The following is a 5,022-nucleotide window of genomic DNA, read 5'->3' on the forward strand; positions in this document are numbered from 1 at the left end:
AATGACCGGTGCAGCGGCTTCCAGACAGGCCTGGGTGTACGTGGGATGATTGGGCTCCGGCATCGCTGGCGGCAGGTAAAGCAGGGATTGCCGCGCATAATCAAAAGGTGATGCGGCTGTAAAAGTGCTGGCTGCCGTCAAACCCAGAGCACGCTCGGTGCTGGCGAAACTATCGCCTACCCGCAAGGTCGCACTGGTGAGAACCACGCTTTCCACCGGCTCCAGCAGATGCCGCTGCAACGGCGCTGACACATCCAGCGGGGTGGCATGGAGCTGCACCGTACGTGCTTTCTTTTCTTGCCAGTACACCATATTCGGGGTGTTTTGCGCGGTAAAAAAATCCACCGTCGCCAGCAACGCTACCCCACGCGCCGCACATTGCTCCAGGCCCTTGCCACGTGCTGCAGCCGCAGTCAGGGCCTGGGCCAGCTCAGCCACGGACTGACGCAAACGGGCAAAAGCAGAGCTTTGCGCGCTATCCGGGTTCAAGGTCCAGGACCCGCGCTCCTCACCCGGACCCAAAGCCGTCCGCCACGCCGTCGTCTGCGTTTCTACCTGTGCTGCCGCTGCCAGCAGCCGCTCATCGTCCCCTGCTTCAGTCAGGGTTTCGGCCCGGCTGTCCCGTCCCCAGTCCCAGAGCTGATGGCTGCTCAGGTGCTGGCCGAAGTAGCGCCCGGCCAAATCCAGCACCTGATGGGCCTCATCCAGCACCATGGCCTCGACCTGCGGCAACAAGTCCCCCATGCCGTTGGCCTTTAGTGCCAAATCAGAAAAAAGCAGATGGTGATTCACCACCAGAATCTCCGCTTCCTGCGCCTGGCGCCGCGCCTCAATAACGTGACAGCGCCCGTACTCCGGACAATCACTACCCAAACAGTTGTCCCGAGTCGAGGTGACCAGAGGCCAGACCGGCGAATCCTCAGGCACCGAAGTCAGTTCACCGACATCCCCCTCCCGCGTCCGTCCGGCCCAGTCCGCCACTCGTGCCAGGGGTGCGGCCAAAGCGGGCGCCACACCCTCAGCGCTGAAGCGTTGCAGACGATGCCGGCAGAGATAATTAGCGCGCCCCTTGAGGCGGCTCACCCGCAACAGTTTTCCGGTGGCTCGCAACAGCAGCGGGATATCTTTTTCCAGGATCTGATCCTGCAGGGCCTTGCTGCCGGTAGAAACCAGCACTTTGCGCCCGGAAAGCATGGCCGGCAGAAGATAAGCGAAAGTTTTGCCGGTACCCGTCCCCGCTTCAATCAAGGCGACACCGCCGTCGCGCAGAGTATGGGCCACCTGCGCGGCCATGGCCTGTTGCTGCTCCCGCGCCCGGAACTGCGGTAGCACTTGGGCCAGCGCCCCGGCTTGCCCCAACAGCACGGACCAGTCCTCCCCGATCACTCCCGACACCCCATTTCTGCTCCCGTTTTATCGCCAGTCCTGCTATTTTTACACAAATTCGTGGTGAAGAGGGCATTCATGTATAAACGGCGCGCACGCATCCTGTTCTGGCATCCGACTGATCCGGCAAAGGCCCGCTATGCCGCCACGTTGGCTGAAGCCTTGGGTGCAGACTGGCTGGAAGCGAGGACGGTCGAAACCGACCATGTCTGGCCCGATCTCTTCATCGCCCTCGACTGCCATGCCACGCCAGACATCCCCCGCGCGGTACATACCCAATGCAAATACTGGCCCCTGGCCCAGGATGCTTGGGAGGACGCCGTGCGCGCGCGCATCCTCGGTGTCATTGGGGGCTTTCGCCTGCTCGCCCGCATGGATCAAAGCGGGGCACCCGGCGCTGCAACCGCGTCCTTTGACAAAACCTCCGCGCTGAACTAAACCCTCAGAATCTGATCATAACGTATGCGCTATAAAAATCCATTGATAGATATACGCAACAATTCCATAGACAGGGAACTGTCTCATGATCTCACTAAAAAGGAGAGCACTATGGAAGTCATCCATAAAGACGACCAAAGTATCACCATCCGCTTCGACAAAAAGGATCTTGCTAAAATAGTCGAACCCATTATCAAGAATGCCGAGGTCTTTGCTAAAGACACCCTGGATATCGCCTATCTGTTGGCCAAGCAGGATTACCGAACAGAGGATCATTTCAAACAACCGCCCCATATTTTTGACTAAAGGAAGTCACCCATGCAAATTCGCGAAGAGCAAGAGCAGAGCGTAGAAGTCATTCTGACCGCCTATGAGGCGGCACAAATCGCCAGCAATATCTTGGCGAACCCAAAAACGGCCGGTCCAGGGGCCGTTGCACTGGCCGAACTGCTCCAGAAGGAGGGCTTCACGGCTGCCCAGACTCAGGCGCCCGATCGTTATGAGTGGAAAACGCCGGATGATATGGAGCAGAACGCCTAAGCGCTCATATACGTCGCCCCCGTCTGCGCCAACAGCCTTGCGCCTTGCAGGCCATAAAAAACCCGCGGGCTGGTTCAGAGCGCGGGTTTTTTATGGCCAATGGGCAGGTATTTACTTCGTCATCAGGAAGCGCTGGACACCGGCAGGCTACGCGCCCCGTCAAAATGCGCTGCCCAATAAGGATCATTTAAGCTCGCTACCTGAACACCCGTGCTGGGCGTCTGGGCACTGACAAAGTGCTGATGACCAATGTAGATCCCTACATGGGAATAAGGCCGATGCATAGTGTCAAAAAACACCAGATCACCAGGCCTCAGATTGGCCCGGGAAACCTTCCGTAACTCGGCTGCCTGGGCATAAGAGGTGCGTGGCACATGAATATCAAACTTCGCCAATATATATTTGACAAAGCCACTACAGTCGAAGCCGGAGGCCGGGCTCATACCACCCCAGCGATAGGGGGCCCCGATAAAATTGAGCGCAGAAACCGCCAAGGAACGGGGTGAGAGCCAGGAGCCAGCGTCAGAATGGCCATCCGATGCCACAGACTGACCTTCTTGGGCGATGTCATCCGCCAGTTGGGCAGCAGCTTGCGGCCCGACAGTGGCATTTCCACTGGCTTCCAACGCCTGCAAAGGGTGACGCGTCCAGTGATAGGCCTGGCTGGCCAACATCTCCAGCGCGAGTCGCAAATGCGACCGCTCCGAGACTGAGGTCACGGCCATTGCGTCGACCGAAGCCGCCACCGGTTTTTCGGGAAGAACGGCTGGCGTGTCATCCGTCGCCATCCCGGCTTTGACCAGCGCCAGCGACTGATCGACAAAAATGGGGCTCGTTACCTTTTCCGCATCGGCCGCAGGAAAGGATTGCATTTTAAAGTCGTAAGTCGAAACGCGCTGTGGCGCCGCACCTACCCCAGCAAATTCAACCGGCGCGAGATGCATCAACTGCAAAGCCGTCGGCGCCAACGCCATATAATCGTTTTTTAGAGCACGCAATACTGTCCTGTGGGCAGTTCGGAAAGCTACCCTTTTCGCCTGTCTGACAGGCACTAACCCATTGTCACGTGTGAACTGTATTTGGACTGTTTTCGAGTTTTTCGAAGTGCTCTTATAATGGAGCCGTGCGTGGCTGTGGCGACTGACCCGATGCAAAGCCTTGTGGCCTGCCGCATGCGGCGCCGCCTGACACACACTAATTCCACCTAAAAACGTCAATGCCGCCATGGCAACCTGCCAGCGATGTTTATTCCGCATTCTTTATCTCCCGAACTAACTGGGAATCGCCGCTGCGTAATCTGCCGATTGGCTGATTATGCAGAGACATTGCCATTTCTCATCAAGAAGAGAAACTTCGAGGCTGCCCCTACCCACAATAAAAAAGCCGAACAAGTTCGGCTCGATGTGCATACTGCGTTGTGGACGTGGGCGCACGGCGACGACCCGAGCGCAGGACGAGCGGACGCCCGTGCGATAACTCTCTCCGAATCAAGTCGAATATTAGCCATTAGTAAAATCGATGTTCCATAGTCCATGTTTGGGACTATAGGTCGTATCCATGCCCGCGGCAAGACCCAATCGCTAGTTATGACGCGCTATGGCGCTCCCCTATGAACAATGGCCCGACCATTGCCATCAACATGATTGGGTCATCCATACGCACTTCGACATCAGAGATTATTGACAGGCAGCGCTCTTTATATGAAATTGATAATCGTTCTTATTATCATAACAAGGAGCGCGCACCATGTCCCAACTTTTCCGCCCCACCGCTGCTGTGCTTGTCATCTGCGCTGGCACTTTCGGGCCCTTTTCTGATATCTGGGCAGCGGAGGATCCAGCGGCAGGGGGAAGCGGCCCCGTCCCCTATGTACCAGGCCTTTCTCCCAAATATTTGCCGGCTTACCACCATTTGACCGATGGCATCTCCTGGGCTGGACATGCCGACAGTGAACTCTTTTCCAACCTTGCGGGCGGCATTCGCCGGGGCAGGGAGGGCAACATTGCCGGCCAGTTTGGCGTTGAGTATAACACTGAGAAGGCAGGCCTCTGGAAGGGGGGCAAATTTAGCCTTTCCCTCATGGGCATTTATAGCAGCGGGGCCCAGCAAAATTATAGCGGCGACATCCAGACGGCCAGTAATATCTGGGCACCCGACGCAGTCCGTTTTTACGATGCCGCCTTCCGCCAACACTGGACAGACTGGATCAACACCCGTGTCGGTTATATGGACGTAAATTATTACTTTGACGTCACTGCCAACGCCTTGCAGCTCATCAACAGCTCCTTTGGCATGACGCCGACCATGACCGTCAACGTCCCTGGTACCGCCACCTATCCTTACTCAGGTCTGGGGTTTCTGGTGGGCACCCACAGCGAGCACCTGAGTAGCAAGGTTGCACTATTTCAGGGCGACCCTCAGCACCAGACCTCCGCCTTTGAACGCGGCTACATGGCCTTGTGGGAAGGCGGCCTGCACTGGGGCAAGGAGGAGGAAGACGATCTTGAGGACAGCAGCGACAATTATGGTCAGTACATCCTCAAAGCAGGTGCCTGGCACTACCAGCCGTCCTACCCGGATCGCTATGGGCTGTCCCCCACGACCTCGGGCGTTTATGCCGTCGCCGAAGGGAACTGGAGCCTGCCCGGAGAACGTCGG

At 57.3% G+C, this 5,022-nt stretch carries 6 protein-coding genes; 4 read left to right on the plus strand and 2 right to left on the minus strand.

Annotated elements, in window-relative coordinates; genetic code table 11:
- A partial coding sequence (locus AC2VNK_RS04670) for an ATP-dependent DNA helicase (protein ID WP_486883001.1) occupies positions 1 to 1,395 on the minus strand: 1,395 nt, incomplete at its 3' end.
- A 69-nt stretch (positions 1,396 to 1,464) separates the two neighbouring features.
- Between AC2VNK_RS04670 and AC2VNK_RS04675 the strand changes: the two genes are divergently transcribed.
- From AC2VNK_RS04675 to AC2VNK_RS04685, 3 genes are all read left to right on the plus strand, one after another.
- A complete protein-coding gene (locus tag AC2VNK_RS04675; RefSeq protein WP_486883002.1) occupies positions 1,465 to 1,824 on the plus strand; it encodes a hypothetical protein in 360 nt (119 codons plus the stop codon).
- Between the two features lie 111 nt (positions 1,825 to 1,935).
- Positions 1,936 to 2,130: a hypothetical protein gene (locus AC2VNK_RS04680; RefSeq protein WP_291523516.1), complete on the plus strand. Its 195-nt coding sequence runs from the start codon at positions 1,936 to 1,938 to the stop codon at positions 2,128 to 2,130.
- 12 nt (positions 2,131 to 2,142) lie between these two features.
- Entirely contained in the window at positions 2,143 to 2,364 is a 222-nt protein-coding gene (locus AC2VNK_RS04685; RefSeq protein WP_291523514.1) for a hypothetical protein, read from the plus strand.
- A 122-nt stretch (positions 2,365 to 2,486) separates the two neighbouring features.
- Here the strand turns inward: AC2VNK_RS04685 and AC2VNK_RS04690 are convergent, their stop codons facing one another.
- Positions 2,487 to 3,338, minus strand: coding sequence for a C40 family peptidase (locus AC2VNK_RS04690; RefSeq protein ID WP_486883003.1), 852 nt, complete (start codon positions 3,336 to 3,338; stop codon positions 2,487 to 2,489).
- A 772-nt stretch (positions 3,339 to 4,110) separates the two neighbouring features.
- On the opposite strand from AC2VNK_RS04690, the gene AC2VNK_RS04695 reads away from it, so the two are divergent.
- Positions 4,111 to 5,022, plus strand: a 912-nt coding sequence (locus AC2VNK_RS04695) for a carbohydrate porin (RefSeq protein WP_486883004.1), incomplete at its 3' end; no start/stop codon positions are given.

The organism is Acidithiobacillus sp. TH-A35, from assembly GCF_057473505.1.